This is a genomic window from Kitasatospora sp. NPDC004669 (assembly GCF_040609455.1).
In the GTDB taxonomy this organism is placed as follows: Bacteria; Actinomycetota; Actinomycetes; order Streptomycetales; family Streptomycetaceae; genus Kitasatospora.
The window spans coordinates 18,998-38,058 of the sequence record NZ_JBEXKB010000075.1 but is presented as its reverse complement, the minus strand read 5'-3'; the positions used below and the strand labels follow the sequence as shown (position 1 = coordinate 38,058).

Genomic DNA, 19,061 nt, shown 5'->3' with positions numbered 1-19,061 from the left:
ACTCCAGTACCAGTGAAGTCAGGATGATCAAGAGATCACGCAGTGACCCGCTTTTGATCCGCCGTCCGTGGTCCTCGTTTCACCCGTCGACGACAATTGTCGAGAATGGATTCTGGAGGGCGGGCCTCCCGGTTCCCGACACGGTGCGGGCGCTGAACGCCCGCGAGGCCGCGCGCGTCGGCGACGGATCCACGGTCCACACCTTCACGTCCGAGGTGCTGGGGATGTGGAGCGGATGGAGTGAGCCGGTCGCCACCGCCCTGCTCGGCGACTGGGCGGGCCCCCTGTTCACCAAAGGCCGGCTGACTCCCGACGCGCTGAGGCAGCTCAGGAGCGAGGCGCGCGCCATTCACCGGCAGCTCACCCCGGTCTGGCGCCGCAAGGTCAACCGGTCGCGGCTACTGCTGCTCGACACCCCGCTCGGCGACGGGCTGACCCTGTACGACCTGGTCCCCGGACAGGCCGCGGCGGACGACAACACCGCAGAGAACGGCTTCGAGGACCGGCGCCTGACGGCGATCCTGGCGGCCCTCACCCCAGCCGAGCGGGCGGTGACACTCGCGCTCGCCAACCCTGGAGTCACCACCTGGGCCGAGGCCGCCGCAGCCGCGCGCGCCCCGCAGCCGGACGCGGTCGGCGAGCGGGTCCGCCGCAAGGTGAAGCGGTTGGCCTCCCGCAACACCGCTCGCACCCTGGCCGCCAAGGCGACTACAGGGGGCCGTCGGTGACCTCCCGCAAGGCCGACAGGGCGCACCTGGCCCAGAGCCGGGAAGTTGTCCTGCGGATCACCCTGCCGAGCATCCCGGCCTGCACCGCGATGCTCGGCACCAGCGGTGTCGGCGCCGCCCTGGCCCACGGCACCGTCCCGGCCGCATCCCCGCTGGTATGGCCGCTTGTCGTCCTCGCTCTCGGTTCCATGGCGTACGACTTCGGGCTCCGCGCCCTGCGCCGCTCCAGCTGACACCGGCCACCACCTGAACCGACCGGGAGGCCTGGGTCACGGGTGTACGGCACTACGACCGCCGCCGCAACCGGCTGGAGCGCCACCCCAGGCACGGCCTGGCGCCCGGCTCGCCACCGACGACGGTGACCCGGATGCCGTCGGCGAGGACGACCTCGTCCAGGCCCTCGAAGGCGTCCCGCCACGACTCGGAGGCCCGCTCGAATTCCGCCAGGGCAGTGCGCAGCGCGGTGTCGACGGCGGCCGGTGCCCACGGGGGCAGGGTGCGGGGCGCGCGGACGGTGTTGGCCAGGACCCGGTCCGCGCCACCGCCGACCCGGCCGGGTCCGGCCTGGCCGCTGTCCAGTGCTACTGCGGTTCACCGGCGTGGTTCGGCGGCGGCACTATCGGTGAGGTGGTGTGCTGTCACGGTGTGGTCAGCTCGGTGAGGTCGGCGATCACCTCGGAAGCCGTTACCGGGTCGAGCTCGGCGAAGGTCGGGAAGGTCCGGTTGTACGTCCAGTAGTCGCCCGGGTGGCTGTCGAGCCACACCGTCTCCACCCGCTGCTCGGGGTACACGTCGTGCATGCCGACCGCGATGCCATGCTCCGGGGCGAGCACCACGAAGCGGTCGGGCCCGACCCTGCGGGACAGCCAGCGCTCCACACCCGCGTCCTGGGGCTCGCCGCGCTGCCAGCCTCGCCGCTCCATGCCGACCAGCCGGCCGGTCGGTAGCTCCGGACCGTTCTCGAAGCGGGTCAGGCGGTGCCCCGCCCGCTCCTCGTCGCTCAGCGCGTACACGAGGCGGCCGAGCTGACGGAACGGCTGCAGGATCTCGTAGTCGGCGAACAGCTCCGACCAAGCGGCGAGGTCGTCCCCGAGCAGCAGCGGGTGCGCCAGCCGGACGGAGGCCGTGGCCGGCAGCGCGAACGCCTCGTCCCGGACGTCCGCCAGGGTGCGGTCCTCGGCAACCCGGAACGCCGTCGCCGTGCCGTCCGCCTCGGCCAGCCACACCAGGCGGCGCACCAGGTGCCACAGCAGCGGATGCCCGACGAAGAGCTGCTCGAACTCCTGCGCCGTCCAAGACCGCTGGGTGACCATCGCCTCCTCCAGGCGGCGCATCTGGTCCCCCGCCACCGTACGGACGTCCTTCTTCAACGCGGCGAAGCGCTTGCGTTCAGCCGGCGCCAGCTCGGCGTCGTCCCGCACCCCCGGGGCCGGTAGATCCTTGCGGCGGGCGCCGGCCGCGTCCAGTACGTACGGCTTGAGCTGCTCGTCGAAGCCGACCGTGAACGTCCGGGTGCCGTAGTCGACGACGGTCGTCCCGTCGGCGTCCAGCCCGAAGTCCGGCACCAGACGGTCGGACAGCTGCTCCCCGGACAGGCCGAGACCGGCCGCCACCTCGGCGATCTTCTCCTGAGCCCGCGCCTTGAGCGCCTTGAACTTCACCCGCTGCGCGATGCCGTTCAGGTGCAGCAGGGCGACGTCGGTGCCGATCCCGGCCAGCACCTCCAGGCCGTCCACGGCCCGGTGGTGAGCGCCCTCGCCCGGCCACGCCCGGAGCACCGGCGCCAGCCGGCGGACCGTCTCGTCGTCACCCAGCCGGCCGAGCGCGTGCAGCGCCCACCCGTCCTGGGCCGGCATCCCGGCCAGCCGCCACTGCTCGAACACCGCCCAGCCGAACTCCGTCAACGACCGGGGCTCGCACAACTCCACCACTTGGTCGAGGCCGGGGTAGAACTCCCCGGACTTGGACAGCGCGAGCACGGTGAGCACGTGCCGCACCGCCTCGGCGGGCAGGGCGCCCTCGCCGCCGCGCACCAGCAGCTGCGGCAGCATCATCGGCTCCGCCCAGTCGCCGGGCTGGGGCAGCTTCGCCGGCAGCGCGTTCACCAGCGGGTCGGCCGACAGCAGCGCGCCTACCGCCTCCTCCGCCTTCGGCCCGTACTCGCCGGCCACCGCGCGCACCGCCGGCACGCCGTGCGCCCCGCCGATCAGCCGCAGGGCGTGCTCGGCGTTGCGCCGGGCGGCCCCGGCCTTCCCGACCGCGGCGGGCACCAGTACTCGGGCCGCGTCCAAGCCGTGCCGGGCGAACCAGGAACGCGCGGTGTTCCCGGCCGACTTGAGGCGCACCAGCCAGTCCGCCATCGTCTCGGCCACCCGGACGTCCAGGTACGGCAGCAGCAGAGACGCGTGCGCGGCCGGGTTCTGCAGCGCGGCGGCCCGCAGCGGCTCGAGGGCGTCCGGTCCGAAGCGGGCGGCGACCCGGCGCAGCGCGCCCATGGCGTCCCAGATGTGCTCGTCGCCGCGCCATTGCGAGATCAGCGGCCGGCCCAGCTCCTCGTCGCCGTAGGCGAACAGCGCCAGCTCCTCGTGCCGGTTGGAGCCGTACCGAGCGTTGCCGGACCGCTCGCTCGTGGCCCGGATCATGCCCGCTATCCGCTGCCAGTCGCCATCCGACCAGCGGGCGTACCAGGACTCGGCCGCCGCCCAGGCCTCCCGCTCGCCCGGCAGCCACCGCAGCTGCGGCTCCTGCGGTGCGGTGAGGCCGGTCAGCACACGGGGCTTGCCGGTGGCGCGCGGCCGCGTCCACGGCGGGCTGGTGAACAGCTCCGGCAGCGAGTCCGATCGGACCTCCTGCACGCGGTCACCGAGATCGGTGAGCGGCTCGACCAGGGCCGCCTGCTCCGGCGGCAGCTGCGGCAGCAGCTCGAGCACGATGGCGCGGTGGGCGGCGACGTGGCTGGTCAGGAGCTGGTGGGACAGCCGCTGCGCGGCCGGGTCGGCCGGGGCCGCCGCGGCCTCCGCGAGGAGGCGCAGAGCACGCCGGGGGAAGCGGCGGGCGGCGGCCAGCAGGGCTGCGCGGGCGGCCTTGTTGCCGTCCTGATGGGCCAGCAGCCCCCGGAAGCCCTCGTCGGAGGGAAGCTCGGCGAGCGCGCTCAGCAGCCGCTTCTTCCCGTCGGTGTGGTGGTAGCTGGTGGTCAGGTCGTGCAGCATCAGCGGCGCCGCAGCGCCCCCGAGGCCCTCCGCCACGGTCGCGATGATCTCGGTGGACCATCCGTCGTAGCCCAGGCTCGGCGGCGGGGGCAGCTTCTCCAGTGGTTCGGCCGAGGAGAGCGAGCACAGCAGCATCGACCACTCGGCGGGGCCCAGCCGGGGCCCCGACTCGGCGCACTTCTCGGCCCAGGCGGACTCGGACGGCACCAGGTACGCCGCCACCACCAGTCGGGTCAGGCTGGCCCTGCATCCGGCCAGGGCCTGGACCGCCGCGCGGTGGGTCTCCTCGTCGCACGCCGCCAGCAGCGACCGGACCCGGTCCGCGGCGGGTCGGTGCACCGCGGTCCTCGGGTCGACCACGCGCCGGACGCGGGGGTTGACGGTCCGGGAGTTGTGCCAGTCGGTCTCGACGGCCACCGTGAACAGCTCGACGGTGGCCCTGGCCGCGAACGGCAGACCGAACTCCGCCACCCAAGCGTCCACGGCCCTCTGGACACTGTTCTCGGCGGAGCTCGAGAACAGCGCGGCCAGCACCGCCGCACCGAGCGGGTTCCGGCTACCGCAGTGGTGGCCACGGGCTGCCTCGACCAGCTCCGCGTCACTGCGGTCCGCGGTGAGCGCCTGCTCCAGCCAGACGTCCATCTGCCGCAGCGTGTCGTGGTAGCCGTTCACCGCGTTCTTCACCGGCGCGGCCGGCGGGCGGGTGGCTCCGCCCCGGCGGGGGATCAGCGCCCGGTGCCAGGCGTCCGGCAGCACGAACACGTCCTCGTCGACCGGGGCGTCGTCCAGGGCCCCGGGGACGGCGGCCGCTGCGGTGGGCGTCATGGGCTGCGGCGCGGGCACCGAACCCATGCTGACCTCGCGGTAGCCCTTGCGGACCTTCTCGGTGACCACCTTGGCGAAGTGCGCTTGCGCCTCCGCTGAGGTCGGGAACTCCTTGCTCTGCTCCCGTCCGTCCGTGCCGGACCGGCCGTAGCGCACGGTCACCAGGGCACCGTCGACCCCGGCCTCCCAGAACTTGTCCGAGCCGCCTTCGACGAACTCCCAGCGCCGCACAACTCCACCTCTCTTCTCGAACAATTGATCAGGTCAGGAACAGTAACTAGGCCCACCGACACGCTGACCTACCGCCCGCCTGCCCAGGTGACCCTGCAGCCCCAGCCGGGAAGGTGCGTCAACAACCACAACGTTGCGGCCTGCAGCAGACAGGGCGGCTGGGCGCGGCGAGATCCACGACGCGTACGCCTGGCTGACCGGCCGCGGCCTGCCCCGGCGCGGCTGCCACCTGCCCAGCTGCGAGTCCGGGACGAACGTCGAGCTCGACGGCGAGTGCCAGACCTGCGCATACCACGTCGAGGATGCCCAGCACCGGTACGCGATGCGCCGCCAGGCCGAGCGGGACCAGGCCCTGGCCAAGATCCGCACCAGCCCGGCCCCGGCGTCGGCGGACATCCATGGCCACGCCGACCAGCCCGAGGAGCAGCAGTCGGCGGCCTACTGCGACCGGCACGTGCGGACCGTGCTGCCGTGCGGCCTGTGCGTGCCGCTGCTGGACCAGCCCGTCCTGCCTGAGGTCCCCCGGGCGATCGACGGCGCCGAGCTGCCCCCGGTCACGGTCCCTGCCTGGATGACCGAGGACAACTCCGAGGGCATCGCCTTCCGCGAGCAGCGGGCCGCCCGCCGCCGTGAGCGTGAGCTCGCCGGGAGCCGCTGATGACCGCGACCATCGGCGCCGACCTGGCCCGCACCGCCCTGCGCGCCGCCCGCCAGGCCGCCCGCACGAACGGCAATGCCCCCGCCCAGCGCACCCGCACGGTCCGGCCAGCCGCGCCGCGAGACCGTGGCCCGCGTGAGCCGATGCCCGTGGCGGACGTGTTCCTCGCCCTGGTCGCCGCCCACGGCTGGACCCTCGGCACCGCCGGCGGAGGTCTGCGCGACCGCTGGCCCCCGATCGTCGGCCTCGACGCCGCCGGCCACTGGCACCTCGCCGGCTACGACCCGACCACCCGCCGCCTGCGCGTGGTCGCCGACTCCCCCGCCTGGGCCGCCCAGCTGCGCCTGCACGTGCGCCGTATCCTCGCCGCCCTCGAGCAACTGCGGCCCGGCACCGTGACGGCCATAGATGTCCGCGTCGGCCCCGCCCCCGTGGTGCAGCACGACGACGATCAGAACGACCAGCACGCACGCTGCGACAACCAGCCCACCGTGCGGCCGGTCCGGCCTCCGCTCGCCGACCACACCGCTTACCAGGAACTGCGTCGCCGGATGCGCGAGGACGCTGCCGCCCGCCACGCCGCGCTCGACGAGGCCGCCGCCGCCCGAGAGGAGATCCTGCGCCTGCACTACAACAAACTCCGCGAGCCCGAGCGGGACCACCGTTCGTCGGCCGAGGACGAGCAGGCCCTGGCCGAAGCGGTCCGCGCCCGCCAACTCCGAGAAAGCCACCGCGCCGCCCTCGCGGACCAGGCCGGTGCCGTCCCGCTGCGCACCACCCGCCTGCCGGAACCCGTACTCGCCTGCGGGGCCGCGTGACGGTGCCGTCACACCGCGCTCTGCTCGCCTCAGAGTGAAATAACGGGCCGAACAGTGACGTGGCCGTCCGCTACAAGCCGGTGACGGGTTGTCAGTAGGAGGTCGTAGTGTGAGGAGGACAGCGGCGGCGAGCCTGAGAGCGGGACGTTCCTCGCCCGGACCCTGTCCAGCCCGCTTCTATCGCCGTCCCAGCGCCGCCACTGCCTGGCCATCGTGGGCCGCAGCTTCTTCAGCCACCCCGCCCAAGCCGTGGCCGCCAACCCGAACGCACTGTATGCCGAGGCCCAGGACCTCCTGGAAAAGCTGCCTGAAACGACGCGCGACATCTGGCGCACTGCCCTGGTCGATGCGCAGCAGCGACACGACGCGGCCGCGACCGTCCCAGCCGAGACGGCCGCCGACACCTGGCCGCAGGAGCCCGGACCGTCCCTCGCGAAGCCTGCAGACCCTCCCGCCCCCCGTCCCGTGGTCACCGCACCCCTGCAGCTTCTCGGCAGCAGGCCCTTCCCCCTTGAACTACCACTCCCGCCGCCAGTACCGCCGCCGATCAGGGCGGGAGCGGCCTCCCGTCCCCAGGCCGTCCCAAATCCCCTTCCCCAGCCTCCGATCGCGGCCCCACCACCCCACTCGCACCCCACCCGCGCCCCCAAGCGCCCAGTGCCGGTTGCCATCCGCGACTACTTGGGCCTCGACGCTCACGGCATGAGGCGCGTGCTGCCGGCCTTCGTGTTTCTCGTCGCCCTCTTCTTCTTCACGGTCCTCTGGCAGACCAGATGAGCCCGACTGCGGCACGGACCCGGCTGTCAGCACGTGAGCAGGCCGGGCCGGAGCCGGTGGACACCCTGCGCGAGCCGCCGCAGCGGGCCGAGGTCGTACTGACCCTGTGCCCGCCGACCGCGGCCGAGGACGTCGCCCGCGCCACCCGGGCCGGAGCAATCCCGACGACTGACCGCCCCCCTTCGTGCTTCCCAAGGCGCCCAGAGTGGTTCGGGAGTTCACCGGCGGCGGCGTAGCCTACGGTCAAACGGCATACCAACGATCTTGGGGGAGCCATGGCCGAGACGGCCTTGCTGACGGACTGGTCGGACGAGATGCGGGGAGAACACTTCCGCAGGGCCGCGCGAGGAGGGTGGTCCAGGATCCGCCCCATGGCGACGATGATGCTGCTCATCGGCGCCGTCATGGAGGGCGCACCCTTCACCCGCGAAGAGCTGGGGCCGTTCGTCGCCACGAAAGCCAACCCGGCCGGCGCCCTCACCCACTCCTGCTGGGACACCGGCGACGACCTCGACGAGGACGACTTGGCCGCCCTCCCCGACCAGATCGCCGAGGGCACCCGCTATGCCGCGCACTACGGCCTGCCACCGCTGGAGACGATCAACGACGTCATCACCCTGCTGGTCGCGGCCAAGGTCCTCCACGAGATCCCGGACAGCTCAGGTCAGCTACGTCTGCACCCGGCCAACCCCCTGCCGTTCCCGAGCGACGTGCTACCGCTGAGCGCCGAGGAAGAGCAGGTGCAGCGCGAGCTGCGGATGAGCCTGATCTATTCCGACGACTCATTCGAGATCATCGGCCTGTTCGAACCGGACGGGCGCCGCCTTGAGGAAGTCACCACCAGTCTGCAGCGCCTGGCCCGCATCATCGACGGCGATCCCCACGACGCCCGCCAAGCGGTCCTGCTACTGCTCGACCAGGGCGACTTCACCGCCACCGCGGACGTCGCCGCGATCCCTCCGCACAAGGTCTTCCGGCTGCAGTGCGACTGGGAGAAGTTCGACCAAAGCCGCATCTCCATCCACGGCGTCAACGACAACGGCCAGATCGTCGTGACGCTTCCGGAGGACTGACAACCTCCCGGCACGACCGCCAGAAGCACCACGCTGTGAGGGCAGACCGCGTCAAGCCAGGCCGTTGAAAAACTCACGCAGCTGGGCAACCGACACCTTCGGGCGCGGCGACCGCGGCCGGGGGCTGTCCCTCTGGTACTGTCCGCCGCCCACGTCACCGCCCTGCTGCGCAATGTCGCCGACACGGGCAGCAGGACCGGATCAGGTGCGGACCGGGTCCGGGATTGTCCGCCAGCCCGCCGACCGACCTACGAGAGGGACGAAGCAGTGGGGATCAGTGGAGAGATGAGCGTGAGTGCTCCGGGGATCGAGATGCCCGACGTGCTCGTCACCTTCGGGACCGACTTCCCGCGTCAGCGCGAACGCCCGCTACGGGAGGGCTACGGCCAGTCGGTAGAGCTGCCGGCGGTGATCGACATCGTCGTCGCCATCGAGGCCGGCACCATCACGGCTACGGAGGCGCGCGAGCTGCTTCTGCGGCTCGCCGGTCAGTTGTACGACCAGTGGAACCTTCGCGAGCACGAGCAGCACGACGACCTCCTCGCCTGGTGCGTCCGAGACGGCGGGTGCCCAGACTGCGAGAAGTACGGCGACCGCTTCGAGCCGCACCTCGACGCCTTGGCCGAGCGGTGGCTTCGCTACAACACCCCGGACGAGTACCCGTTCACCGCGGGCCGCTCCGCCGGACTGCACGAGACGACCTGTCCCGTGGTGCGGCACACCATGCCAACAGAGTGGAGCCGACCGGTCGGTGAGGAGTACGTGCAACAGCGCCGGCTCTTCTGCCACCGGCAGAACCTGCGTTACGGCGGTACCGAAGCCGACTTCGAGTTCGAGCTGGCGACGACGACAGACAGCGGCTGGACGGTCATGACCATCGAGGAGACCCGCGTGTGGGAGGCTCGACACATGGGCCCGAAGGGCGGCCGGAAGTACCGGCGCTGCCGACGCTGCGCGCCGACGCCGTGAGCGGGAGGGGAACTGACATGGACCGCCGAGGGCTCGTCGTTCTCAAGGGGTGCTTGTGGATCGCCCCGATTGATCCGCACGGTCTGCAGTGCGTTGCCCGCACCAAGCAGGGCGGTCTGTGCAAGAACCCGGTGTCGTACAGCCAGGAGCTCTCGTGGTATGAGTTTCACCTCGGCGCGCACGGCTACGTTGACGCCTACGACGGTCAGCGCTTCAAAGATGCTGACCGGTGGCTTGCCCAGCACTGCACAACGCACGACACCCTGGACGTGATCGACATCGCGGAGCCCGAGCTCCGGCCGTTCCATGTCGCCCACGACGCCGCCCTCGTCCGGCGGTACCGCGAGGACGTGACGTACGACGGCGGTCAGCCAGCCACGGGCTGACCCGGGGCGGTATCCGGTGGGGGCAGCCCCGCCAGCCCTCGGGCATCGGCGCGTAGCGGACCGGGGCTGCGGGGCGATCCGGCCTGTCCTTGGCCGCACCGCTGCTGCCATGAACAGGCCGGATCGACGGGCTTCGGACTCACCAGAGGCCGGTACGCGGGTTCTGAGGTCGAAGGTCAACAGCCTCCTTGAACAGCTCCAGGAGGGTTTCGGCGGTAAGCGTTTCGACCCGTTTGGTCCAGAGATGCGTTACGGGGTGGAGCATCAGGTACCGCTCCTGGGCGTTGAAGAAGTCGCCGTTCCGGAGCCCGTGGGTGCGTCCGAAGGGCCCGTAGGTGTACCTGGCGGGGTCGAGCATGCTGCTGCGGAACTTGTAGATCTGCCAGGTAAGGCGGTCACCGACCTGCTCGTAGACGACGTTGGCCGAGTTCAGCTCCGTCGTGTAACGCGGGTTGGTGATCACCACGCAGCCAGCCAGAACCATCGTGTCGTCCGGGACTGGCTGGCTTGTGGTCGTCTCGTCCCACAGATCGACCCGAAGCCTCACATCACCAGCGGTCAGGCTGAAGCTTGGCACGGGCACGAAGGAACCAGTAGCGGTTCCTCGCTCTTCGAGGGCCGCGTCTGGTTCAACGGCCTGCAGGTCGCTGAGCGCGTCATGCATGATCTCGCGCAGGTCGGCCTTGGCCTGGGCGGCCTGCTGGCGGCGCGCATCCTCAGCGGCCTGAGCCATCGAGCGCTCGGAGTCGGCGCGGGCCCGTTCGGCGGCGTGGGCTCCAAGGCCGCGTGCGATGGACTCCTGGACGGGACCGCGGGCTTCCAATTCCCGGTTCAGCCGGTCGAGCACGGCGCGGGCATCCTGCGGGCGATCTTCCGGGCGCTTGGCCAGGAGGCGACCGATGAGGTTCTTGAGCACGACGTTGGCGCAGGGCGCCTCGGGCGGGGCTTGCATTAGGTGGGCGGCCCGGAGCGCCATCGAATCCCCGGTGTATGGCGGGGTTCCGGTCAGCAGTTCGAACGCCAGGCAGCCAAGCGCGTACAGGTCGGTCTTGACCGTGGGGGACTTCAGTTCCCACAGCTCGGGCGCCATGTAGGGCTGGGAGCCCCACCCGACGAACGTCGGGTTCTGGGTCCCGATCTCCTGATCGCGGGCGATCCCGAAGTCCGCGAGCTTCCATCGGTCATCGTGGCGCAGCACGTTGGCCGGCTTGAGATCGCGGTGCATGATCCCAATCGAGTGCAGGTCCTGGAGGGCCGTCGTGACGTCCACCAGGATCGACACCGCCTCGGGCTCGCTCATCGGGCCGAGGGTCAGCGCGCCCTGGGCTCGATGCATGACCAGGAGCAAGGAACCGCCAACATCAGCGGCGTCCATCGCCGGCAGGAGCATCTCGCTGCCGCTTTCGGCGACCCGTTCGCCGATGTGGATCTCTCGTCGCAGAAGGCGCTCGTCGAGCCTTCCGTCGGGGCGCTCCTTCTTGACCACCTTGACCGCCATAGGCGATCCGTCCGGCCCCTCAGCCTTGTAGACACCTCCGAAGCCGCCCGGTGTCCCAAGCGGCTTGTTCTTCCAATACCGCCAAGATATGCCCGACTGTCCGGTGAAGGTCACCTCGTCGCTCACTGCCCAACACCCCCACCATGAACTGGTTTCACTCACCAACGACCACGGTTATCCCGTCGAAAATCGTACCGACCATCGGGCCTCTTCTGGCCCCACCAACACGTCCAGAACCTGCACACAGCAACTTGACAGGGAATCCGACGCCGCCGAACAGGCCCTCGCCGCGCTGCGCCCCGGCGAACTAGACGCGGTCGAGAAGCTCGTCGAACGCCTCGCGATCCACCCGCGGCTCGGCATCCCGGTGCCCGGTGGCACCGACCCCGAGGTCGACGACTACACCGCCCGAACCGACCCGGCCGCCGACACCGGCGACCGTATCAGCGTCGTGTTCCCTGTCAAGTCAGCGTGTTGAGAGCACCTGCCGACGAGCTGGGCAGCTTGATAAGGCTGCTAGGCCGTGTGTCGAAAGTGGATCTTGGGCTGTGGATGATCACAGTTCATGGGTCGGGGAGATCTCACAGACGAGCAGTGGGCGGCGCTGGAGCCGTTGTTGCCGAAGGGCGCCAGGGCCGGGCGGCCACCCGTCTGGCCTCGGCGGCAGTTGATCGACGGCATACGGTTCCGTGTCCGGACCGGTGTTCCGTGGCGGGACGTCCCCGTCGAGTACGGACCGTGGAGCCGGATCTACGACCTGTTCCGCCGATGGCAGCGAAACGGCACCTGGCAGCGGATCCTCACCCAGCTCCAGTCTCTGGCCGACGCGAGAGGGGCGATCACATGGGACCTGAGCGTCGACTCCACGGTCTGTCGCGCCCATCAGCATGCGGCCGGAGCCCGCAAGCACGGCGACCTGCAGAAGGAGCCGCCGGGCGGCATCTTCACCGAACCCGGTGACCATGGGCTGGGGAGATCGCGTGGCGGGTTCACCACCAAGCTCCACCTGGCAGTGGAGCAGGGTCAGAAGCTCATGTCGATCGTGGTGACCGCGGGGCAGCGCGGGGACTCGCCGCAGTTCGAAGCCGTGCTGGACAAGGTCCGCGTGCCCCGCGTCGGACCGGGTCGGCCGCGAGTCCGCCCCAATCGCGTGCGGGCGGACCGGGCCTACGCCTCCCGCAAGAACCGCGCCTACCTGCGCCGCCGCGGGATCCGCTGCACCATCCCCGACAAGGCCGACCAGGCGCGCAACCGGCGGAAGCTCGGCTCCCGCGGCGGTCGACCGCCGAAGTTCGACAAGGCTGACTACCGTGAGCGTCATGCGGTCGAATGCGGCATCAACCGCCTCAAGAGGCACCGCGCTGTCGCCACTCGGTACGACAAGCTCGCTGTTCGCTACGAGGCGACCGTGCTGATCGCAGCTCTCAACGAATGGCTCTGACCGGGGTGGCCTTCCCGTCCTCGGTCACCAGTCCCTGCCAGCGGTCAGCTCCTCCGCATCCGCGTCCGTGAACCCGTATGCCGACGCGACGAAGTAGAACTCATCGCAGATCCACTCGCGGGCGACCGTCTCGATCCCGCTCCCGGCCGCCATGAACTCCCTGTCCAGCAGGTTGAACTCCTCCGTGGCAGTCCTGGTGAGCGCATACAGGGCCTCCAGATCCGACGGCCGCTCGGCCTCGATGCGCTCGCACAGTTGCAGCAGGATCGTCCTGCCTCGGTCGACCACCTGATTAGGGAAGTACGGGTCGTCGAACATCTCCCGCAGGAATCCGTGTCCCAGGACCTGCTGGTTGGTGATCGGCATGGCACTTCCCATCTACACGAAGAGCTGACGCGCCGATCATGCACAGCGCCGCTGACAACGAGGCCACCCATGCACGCCAGACCCCGCGCGATCAGGACTTCCACAACAGGCCCTAGAGCAGAGCGGCCTGCTGCAGAGCACTGGTATCTGTGCCGAAGGGGAAGACGTGACCGTGTTCCAAGCTCTTCAGTACGAGCTCGCGGTTCGCCTTGTCCACGTGGAAGGTTGACCACGTCCGGCACCTAGGACAGGTCTGGCCGGTAAGGAAGGGCCGTAGGAGATACAAGCGGTGGTCGCGGTCGGCGAGGTAGAGGCTGCCGGTCTCCACTGCGCTGCTCGGGTACACCATCGTAGATGTGCGTACCACCGGGTGGTCGCCTGAGAGCCGGCGGCAACTCAAAGTTGCTGCGCGGCGGAACGAGTCCCAGACCACGGACGTGATCTCGATGAGGCCCCAGTCTGCGAGGAAACGAGCGTGCCCTGCCAGGAGTGAGAGGTCGTCGAAGGACTCCCGGAGTGCGTTTGGAAGGTCGACGGGATCGACTGGGCGAAGGTGTGATTCGTCGTTTCGACGTCCAGCGAGGCGCTTGCGCGCGTTCTCGGCTGCTTCATCGGCGAGCAGGTGGCCCAGTTCATGGAGAGGATGGTCCGGGGCCAGCGCGCGGCGCTTCTTCCGCCCTGCGATCTCCAGCAGAATGCTCGTCCACTCTCCCAGCCCCGGGCCGCCTGCCTTGTCGGCGAGCTTGGTGCGCAGGTCCGCAACGGACGAGAGCTCGATGGACGCTCCGTGCGCGAGTGCAGCCGCGACCAGGGCGCAGTAGCACAGCAGGATCTCGGCTGCTTCAAGAACCGCATCGTAGGCGGGGGCAAGATCACCCGTGCTCATCCTAGCCTCTACCTCCCGCCAGCGCAGCGCAATGGGGTACGGGAACCGGGTACGTACGGTGTAGCCGAAATCATCCAGCTCGGCGGCCGCCTCGGCCCGAAGGCGTGTCACCTGGCCTGCTGTGATGATCGAACGCCGGACGTCCTCGGCGCTTGCGCCCTGGCGGAAGGCGGACCCTGCCAGGGCGCGAGCCTCCGCACTCCAGTTGCTCAGCTGTTGGCCTGCTGTGTCCAGCTCATGCAGGGCCGCAGAAAGGGGCTCGTCGGCACCGGGCAGTACCAGGGACTCAAGGTGTTTCCGGCCCAGCCGGAGACGGCCGAACTGACCCTGCGCGAGGGCCCCGACGGCGGGTGAGCGTAGGAAGGCCAAGATCAGCCGCATGTGCTCATGGGGAAGGCTGTGCGCGGGGCGGAGGATGAACATGCTGCCTGCAGCAGCTGCCGGCAGGTCGTGTTCTTCGACAAGCGCGGCTTTGGGGCTGTCGCCTGTGACTATTTCGGACAGGAGAACGTCGCCGGCTCGGAGATGGGCTCGCTCGGGAACATCGGTGCGCCAGATGTCGGTGTCCGCGTCTGGCTCGGCGATCGACCCGTCACGTCCGAGGTGCCTGAGCCAAAGGAGGCGCACCGCGCCTGGCGTGCTGGCCTTTGAGGCTCCGGGAGCAGAGGCAGAAATGTTGTGTCCGCGGTCGATGCTGCTGAATACCGCGGAGACGGTCAGGTCGGCCGTGGGCGTCTGGTCCGGCTCGTCTTTGGAGGGCTCGGTTGCGTGATCATTCGAGCTGGACATGATGCTCCCCCTTCGGACGTCGGCCGGGCGAGATCCTACGGAACTTCACCCCCTATGCGCGATTCTGATGTTCGGTCAAGGCATGGAACGTGGGCCAGCCGTAGAGGTGTCACGTTGGCGCTGCCGCTGAGCACGTCTCGCAGGTCCTGGTTCTCCAAGGTCAGCCGGGTGTTCTCGGCGAGAAAGCCCCGGACATCGGCCCGGAGCTGGGTGATCTCGTCATTCTTGTTCGCGATGATCGTCTTGAGGCTGACGATCTTCTGACGGAGCCGGGCCTCGACGTCCGAGGTTCCGCCGCGGGTCTGGACGTGCTCGTAGAACTCGTTCTTCAGATCGAGGTGGCGCTGGGTTAGGGCGTTGCGGGGGACGTCGGCTTCGACGGCCAGGGCGACGATGGTCAGGGCCCCGTTGGAGCGCTCGGGGGTGCCGGTGAGGATGCGGTCCATCGCGGCGCGGATGCGGTCGCGCTCGTCGGGGGCGGGGCTCATCAGCTCTTCTCCTGGACGGTGAAGCGGGTGCGGTCGTGGTCGTCGGCGCGTTCGCGCAGCCGGGTGGCGGTGGCGTACCAGCGGTCGGCGAGCGGGCCGGGGCTGCGGGCTGCTTTTCGGTCGAGCTGGTCGGCGCGTTCGCGCAGGTGGGTGGCGTGTTGGTCGGTGCGGACGATGTTGCCGCAGCCGGGGACGCACTGGTCGAGGCTGGGTGCGTCGCGCTGGTCGTCCTTCGCGCACAGGGCCCGGTCTCGCCGGTAGAGGCAGAGTAGGAGAGCGTTCGGGTTCTCGTAGAGGACGCTGCCCTCGCGAGCCAGGTGACGGCGGGCAGCGGCGTGCTTGCGGGAGAAACCGAGCCCGACCAAAGCGCCCTGGAAGACCGGGCCGTTGGCGGCTGCGAGGATGGCCTGGCGGGCGGCGGGTCCGGAGACGGCTTCGCCGGCCTGGATGCGGTCGAGGAGGTCGGCGGCGGTGTCGGCGGTGGCCAGGGCGGTCTCGATGTCGACCAGGGCGTGGATCCCGCCTCGGCTGCGGGTGCCGTAGCGGCCCGACTCGTCGGTGTTCAGCACGGTGCGCATGTGGCCGTACTGGATGGCGAGGGCGACCAGGCCGCCGGGGCGGCGCGCGATGTGCCAGGCCAAAGTGCGTCTGAACCGCGCGGTCCCGATGCTGCCGTGCGGGTCGGCAGCGATGACCTCGCCGGGCAGACCCTGGGTGAGGGCCTCGCGATTGGCCCAGGTCACGAAGTCCTCGATCCGCTCGGCGATCGAGCCGTTCCTGAGCGATCCGGTGCGGTAGGCGGCGTGGGTGGGGTTGTGGAGGGCTGCGTTGAACAGCAGCTCGCCGTCAGGCACGATCCGTTCCAGCACGCGGATGGCGTTGACGACGGGCGTGATGGCGACCCAGGGGACGGGGCGCTCGGTGCCGCCGGGCAGGTAGTGGCCGGTGTCCGGGTCGGTGGCGTTCTTGTAGTGGTGTCCGCGGATCAGCAGGTGCGGCTCGTCTTCGTCGTCCTCGCCGGCGGCGACGTCCTCGGGACGGACGCGCAGCACGTGCCTGGCCAGCGATGCGCCGGAGTCGGGGTCCGGGTTTGGGCAGCAGCCCGCACGCAGGCCGAGGATCTCCTGGGGACGGGCGCCCGTCAGGTAGGAGCAGACCACGAAAGCGGCTGTGACCAGGTGTTTGAGCAGGGTGTCGGCTTCGGTGTAGTCCACCGCTGTGCGCCAGGGGTGGCTGGCGATGCGGCCGGTGACCGGCACCTTCAGCGGGCAGGGTCCCGGGTTCGCTTCAACCAGCGCGGCCAGCTCCAGTCTCTTCCAGGCGCGCTGGACGTGTTGCAGCGTGGCCCCAGTCGTCGCCGCGACGTAGGTGCGGGCCAAGACGGGCTTGCCGTCCCGGATCGCGGCCGACAGCGGGGCGCCGGCCGCGATCCGCTCAGCCAGGTAGGCGTTGAGCGCCAGGCGCCCGGTCGGTGTGGCCCGCTGGGCGCGGACGGTGTCCCTCATGCGGTGGGCCTCGGCGTGCGCCGCGAGGATGTCGTCGGCCAGGTCCTCGACGAGACGGATCGCCCAGACCAGCAGCGGGCCCATCGTCTCTTCGGCCAGGACCTCCCGCGCGTTCTCCCCGCCCGTCGTCGTGGCGGCGGGCAGGTAGTCGTCCATGCCCACCTCGTCCCACGGCGGGCGGGCGACCCCTGCGGGGTGCTCGGTGAGCTGGTCGAATGCCCACAGCCGCGTCAGCGCGATGAGCTTGGTCTGCGTGTCGCGGCGGCCGGTACCCGCTTCGAGCAGGTGTCGGCCGTACTCGTGCAGCACCGTCCGGTCGCAGCCGGCCAGCGCGTGGATCTGCCGCTTCGCCAGCCAATGGGACAGCCGCATCCAGGTCCGGACGGTGTCCTGGGTGGGGACGGGCGCGATGCGGGTGCGCATCCTGGTCCCGCGTTCCCGCACGAAGCTGTTGCGCAGTTCCCGGTTGAGGAGCGTCCACGCGATCAGCCGCAGCGGGGCCCGGAAGGGCTTGGCGCAAGAGCTCCAGTCGATCGACATGAGCTGCTGGCTGGGGTTGTCGATCAGCGGGGCCAGGGACCAGACCATGTCGCCGAAGCGGCTGTTGAGATGGGCGTGGCTGGCGACGACCAGGCGCTGCGGGACAACCGGAGTGGTGGAGGCCGGCTCCGCCAGGACGTGGCGACCGGCTTCGGGGGTGGTCACGGGTTGAGGTCTCCGTTCAGCAGGTCGTCGACGATCTCCCGGTCCGCCGCCGTGATCCGACCCCGCGCACCTGCCCAGGCCCCTTCGCCGACCTTGCTTTTCAGATCGTCCAGGCGGGCGTGGGCATCGCTCCAGTCCCGTTCCCACGTGGGCCCGGGAAGAGCGGAGTGGGCGTTGCCGAGCGCCTGGTGGAGGTAGACCAAGCGCGGGTGGTGGTCGGCGTGGACGCGGGCGTTCTCGCACCCCAGGCAGATCAGGAACGAGGCGCCGCACCGTCCGTCGGGCAGCGGGGCCGGACCGTTCCCCGCCCCGGAGCAGTCGGCGGTGGCGGTCTCCCGGTGCTCGGGTTGGCGCTCGGCGGCGAGCCGGGCGGTCAGCTCCACCCGCCGACGGGCATGCTCCACGGCCGCCGCCGCCCCGGCGGCGACCACCGGCGCCGCCTCTCGCTGGACACGCTGGTCGGGCAGCACGTACCGGCGCTCGTGGGTGTCCAGGGTGTGCTGGGACGGCTCCCGGCGCTCCACCACCACGGTGCGCCGCCCGCGGGCGAACGGCGATCCGCTGCCCGTCTGCTTGCCCCAGCGGACGCCGTCGCCGCTTCCCAGGCCAAGGCGCACCGGTCCCGCGGCAAGACGACGTTCGGTCACACTCGCCGCCCGCTGCGGGTAATAGGTGCGCCAGGCCACCAAGCGGTCGGTACCGGGCACGAGGTCCTCGGCCAGAGCCCGGGCGAAGCGGGTGGCCAGCAGCGCCTGGGTGATCAGCCGGCCTGGGGAGTCGGCGCCCGAGTCGGTGGCGTTCACCGTCTCGAACCGGCCGCCTCTGTGCTTGCGGACCTGGACCCGGTAGGTGGGCCGTCCGTCCAGACCGGGATCGGGGGTGGCCCTCGGAGTTGGCATTTCGTTGATCACCGACAGGTTCAAGGCGAACTGAGCCATCAGCAACACGCCCAGGGCGGTGGCTTCCATCCGGTCCAGGAACAGGCGCTTCCACGTCGTCTCCGCCGTCGGCCCGCCCAGCGCGCGCACGTAGCGGTGCCGCGGCTCCCCGTTGCGGTAGCGGGGAACATCACCGGTGCGGGCGAGACGGTCCAACGACTCCCCCAACGCCCATGACGGGCTGCCGGCCTCGAACTCGCCCCGGCGCCACCGCTCCAGATGCTCCGCGTTCTCCTCGATCCTCAGCAAGGCTGCCCTGAAAGTACGCCGGGCCTGCGCCCGGATCCGGTCGAACTCCTCGGGCGCGTACGACTCCACGTTCGTCGGCAGCACCGGAACACGGCGGGCGAGCTCCTCCAGCACCGGGCCCGAGCGCAGCCGCGGGTCGTCGCGCAGCAGACCGGCCACGTTCCGAAAGGCCCCGCGGCCGCTCGGGGTGTGCTTCTCCTGCTCCCACCATGCCTTCACCGACGCCGCGGAGATCTCGTCCACGTCGCGGGGAGGCCGAGCGCGGCGCGCTAGGAACGCGGAGAACACCCGCAGGTGGCGGAACATCAGATCCGCGGTCTCGTGAGCGCCCCAGCCGCGGCTGCGGGCGGCGAACAGGGCCGCCAGGGAGCGCTGCAAGGGCTCGGGAGCCGCGAGAGCGGAGAAGTCGAAGTCCCGCTGCCGGCCGTCGCGGTCGCGGTGGTGCACGACCAGGCCGGCCAGCGGCTCCAGGACCGGCGGCGTGCTGTAGCCGGCCGGCGGCAGCACCGCCCTCCTGCCCCT

At 70.6% G+C, this 19,061-nt stretch carries 16 protein-coding genes; 9 read left to right on the top strand and 7 right to left on the bottom strand.

Annotation, left to right across the window (positions count from 1 at the left end):
• Window positions 1-143 precede the first annotated feature (143 nt).
• Both ABZW30_RS38840 and ABZW30_RS38835 read left to right on the top strand, forming a co-directional pair.
• Complete coding sequence (locus ABZW30_RS38840) at window positions 144-728, top strand: hypothetical protein (RefSeq protein WP_355676002.1); 585 nt, start codon at window positions 144-146, stop codon at window positions 726-728.
• Complete coding sequence (locus ABZW30_RS38835) at window positions 725-961, top strand: hypothetical protein (RefSeq protein ID WP_355676001.1); 237 nt, start codon at window positions 725-727, stop codon at window positions 959-961. Before ABZW30_RS38840 ends, ABZW30_RS38835 begins: the two co-directional genes overlap by 4 nt.
• A gap of 405 nt (window positions 962-1,366) precedes the next feature.
• On the opposite strand, the gene ABZW30_RS38830 is transcribed toward ABZW30_RS38835, so the two are convergent.
• Window positions 1,367-4,993, bottom strand: coding sequence for a DUF4132 domain-containing protein (locus tag ABZW30_RS38830; RefSeq protein WP_355676000.1), 3,627 nt, complete (start codon window positions 4,991-4,993; stop codon window positions 1,367-1,369).
• Window positions 4,994-5,126: 133 nt separating this feature from the next.
• On the opposite strand from ABZW30_RS38830, the gene ABZW30_RS38825 reads away from it, so the two are divergent.
• From ABZW30_RS38825 to ABZW30_RS38805, 5 genes are all read left to right on the top strand, one after another.
• Window positions 5,127-5,651, top strand: coding sequence for a hypothetical protein (locus ABZW30_RS38825; RefSeq protein WP_355675999.1), 525 nt, complete (start codon window positions 5,127-5,129; stop codon window positions 5,649-5,651).
• On the top strand, window positions 5,651-6,469 hold the full coding sequence (locus ABZW30_RS38820; protein WP_355675998.1) for a DUF721 domain-containing protein: 819 nt from the start codon (window positions 5,651-5,653) through the stop codon (window positions 6,467-6,469). Before ABZW30_RS38825 ends, ABZW30_RS38820 begins: the two co-directional genes overlap by 1 nt.
• Window positions 6,470-7,521: 1,052 nt before the next feature.
• The gene (locus ABZW30_RS38815; protein ID WP_355675997.1) at window positions 7,522-8,319 is read left to right on the top strand and encodes a DUF6042 family protein; all 798 of its coding nucleotides are present in this window, start codon (window positions 7,522-7,524) and stop codon (window positions 8,317-8,319) included.
• 291 nt (window positions 8,320-8,610) lie between these two features.
• The gene (locus ABZW30_RS38810; RefSeq protein WP_355675996.1) at window positions 8,611-9,288 is read left to right on the top strand and encodes a hypothetical protein; all 678 of its coding nucleotides are present in this window, start codon (window positions 8,611-8,613) and stop codon (window positions 9,286-9,288) included.
• A 17-nt stretch (window positions 9,289-9,305) separates the two neighbouring features.
• Complete coding sequence (locus tag ABZW30_RS38805; RefSeq protein ID WP_355675995.1) at window positions 9,306-9,674, top strand: hypothetical protein; 369 nt, start codon at window positions 9,306-9,308, stop codon at window positions 9,672-9,674.
• A gap of 139 nt (window positions 9,675-9,813) precedes the next feature.
• Here the strand turns inward: ABZW30_RS38805 and ABZW30_RS38800 are convergent, their stop codons facing one another.
• Entirely contained in the window at window positions 9,814-11,298 is a 1,485-nt protein-coding gene (locus ABZW30_RS38800) for a protein kinase (protein ID WP_355675994.1), read from the bottom strand.
• Between ABZW30_RS38800 and ABZW30_RS38795 the strand changes: the two genes are divergently transcribed.
• Entirely contained in the window at window positions 11,276-11,650 is a 375-nt protein-coding gene (locus tag ABZW30_RS38795) for a hypothetical protein (protein ID WP_355675993.1), read from the top strand. The two genes, ABZW30_RS38800 and ABZW30_RS38795, sit on opposite strands and share 23 nt — an antisense overlap.
• Window positions 11,651-11,737: 87 nt before the next feature.
• Window positions 11,738-12,613 (top strand): IS5 family transposase, encoded by an 876-nt coding sequence (locus tag ABZW30_RS38790; RefSeq protein WP_355675992.1) that lies wholly within the window; start codon window positions 11,738-11,740, stop codon window positions 12,611-12,613.
• A 24-nt stretch (window positions 12,614-12,637) separates the two neighbouring features.
• Here ABZW30_RS38790 and ABZW30_RS38785 read toward each other — a convergent pair whose 3' ends face one another.
• The 5 genes from ABZW30_RS38785 to ABZW30_RS38765 all read right to left on the bottom strand — a co-directional run bounded on the left by ABZW30_RS38785 (window position 12,638) and on the right by ABZW30_RS38765 (window position 19,046).
• Complete coding sequence (locus tag ABZW30_RS38785; RefSeq protein WP_355675991.1) at window positions 12,638-12,979, bottom strand: DUF5713 family protein; 342 nt, start codon at window positions 12,977-12,979, stop codon at window positions 12,638-12,640.
• A 112-nt stretch (window positions 12,980-13,091) separates the two neighbouring features.
• Window positions 13,092-14,654: a restriction endonuclease gene (locus ABZW30_RS38780; protein WP_355675990.1), complete on the bottom strand. Its 1,563-nt coding sequence runs from the start codon at window positions 14,652-14,654 to the stop codon at window positions 13,092-13,094.
• 35 nt (window positions 14,655-14,689) lie between these two features.
• Window positions 14,690-15,142: a hypothetical protein gene (locus tag ABZW30_RS38775; protein ID WP_355675989.1), complete on the bottom strand. Its 453-nt coding sequence runs from the start codon at window positions 15,140-15,142 to the stop codon at window positions 14,690-14,692.
• Window positions 15,142-17,352, bottom strand: a complete 2,211-nt coding sequence (locus ABZW30_RS38770; RefSeq protein WP_355675988.1) for an integrase — start codon at window positions 17,350-17,352, stop codon at window positions 15,142-15,144. The genes ABZW30_RS38775 and ABZW30_RS38770 overlap by 1 nt, the downstream gene beginning before the upstream one ends.
• Window positions 17,349-19,046 (bottom strand): hypothetical protein, encoded by a 1,698-nt coding sequence (locus tag ABZW30_RS38765; protein ID WP_355675987.1) that lies wholly within the window; start codon window positions 19,044-19,046, stop codon window positions 17,349-17,351. Before ABZW30_RS38765 ends, ABZW30_RS38770 begins: the two co-directional genes overlap by 4 nt.
• Between the last annotated feature and the right edge of the window lie 15 nt (window positions 19,047-19,061).